The sequence below is a fragment of the Microtetraspora fusca genome (assembly GCF_001570365.1).
Taxonomy (GTDB): Bacteria; Actinomycetota; Actinomycetes; order Streptosporangiales; family Streptosporangiaceae; genus Microtetraspora; species Microtetraspora fusca.
In genome coordinates this window covers 1-806 of sequence record NZ_BBYK01000027.1, presented here as the reverse complement: position 1 = coordinate 806, position 806 = coordinate 1, and the positions used below count along the sequence as shown (strand labels likewise).

The 806-nt window shown below is 68.6% G+C and carries 2 protein-coding genes and 1 pseudogene; 1 reads left to right on the top strand and 2 read right to left on the bottom strand.

Annotation, left to right across the window (positions count from 1 at the left end; all coding sequences use genetic code 11):
* Nucleotides 1–18: 18 nt before the first annotated feature.
* Together AWQ68_RS41875 and AWQ68_RS46035 are read right to left on the bottom strand one after the other, a co-directional pair.
* Nucleotides 19–162, bottom strand: coding sequence for a hypothetical protein (locus AWQ68_RS41875; protein WP_157544716.1), 144 nt, complete (start codon nucleotides 160–162; stop codon nucleotides 19–21).
* A 20-nt stretch (nucleotides 163–182) separates the two neighbouring features.
* Nucleotides 183–308 (bottom strand): annotated as a pseudogene (locus tag AWQ68_RS46035) (hypothetical protein); the annotation flags it as partial.
* Between the two features lie 60 nt (nucleotides 309–368).
* On the opposite strand from AWQ68_RS46035, the gene AWQ68_RS40305 reads away from it, so the two are divergent.
* A partial coding sequence (locus AWQ68_RS40305) for a TetR/AcrR family transcriptional regulator (protein ID WP_218006728.1) occupies nucleotides 369–806 on the top strand: 438 nt, incomplete at its 3' end.

The following is an 806-nucleotide window of genomic DNA, read 5'->3' as shown; positions in this document are numbered from 1 at the left end:
CGGGGCCGGGACAGGCGGTCAGATCTCGGCCAGGACCTCGATGTCCTCCGCCGTGACGTCGCGGGCCACCGCGAACGCCGCGACGGCCTCGGGGGTGCCGGACGCGGACTGGCGGGCCGCGGGAGGCTGGCGGCCGAATCCCAGCGCCAGACGCCGACCCATGTCTCGTCGTTCAGCCGTCCGAGGCGTGCCTCGGTGAGGCCGGGCAGGGTGGCTCTGATCGCGGTGACCAGGGCGGCGTGCCGGGCCTGGACCTGATCGGCGTCGGCGGGATCGGCCTGGAAGCGGGTGACGCTGATGACCGGCATTACTGAACCTTCTCTCTAGAGTTCACTTCTAGTGACTTAAGCTAGAGATAGACTCTAGCCATGAGTGATGTCAAGCGGCCGAACAAACGAGCGCAGAAGGCGAAGGAGACGCGCCGGCGCATCCTCGCGGCGGCACTGGAACTGTTCGTGCGGGACGGATACGGCGCGACGAACCTGCAGGACGTCGCGGACAAGGCCGAGGTGGCGGTGCAGACGATCTACTTCGTCTTCGGCAACAAACGCGCCCTGCTCAAGGAACTGGTCGACGTCACGATCGCGGGTGATGACGAGCCGGTGGCCATGATGGACCGACCGTGGTACACCGCCGCACTGGCCGCCGGCACCGCCCGGACATGCTGCGCGCCTATGTCGCCGGCACGACCTCGGTCCTGGAACGCGTCGCGCCGATCGGCAAGGTCTTGGAGGCGGCGGTCGCGAGCGACCCGGAGGTCGCCGCGCTGTGGCCGCACGACGTCGATCCCCGGTACGTTGTCCAGC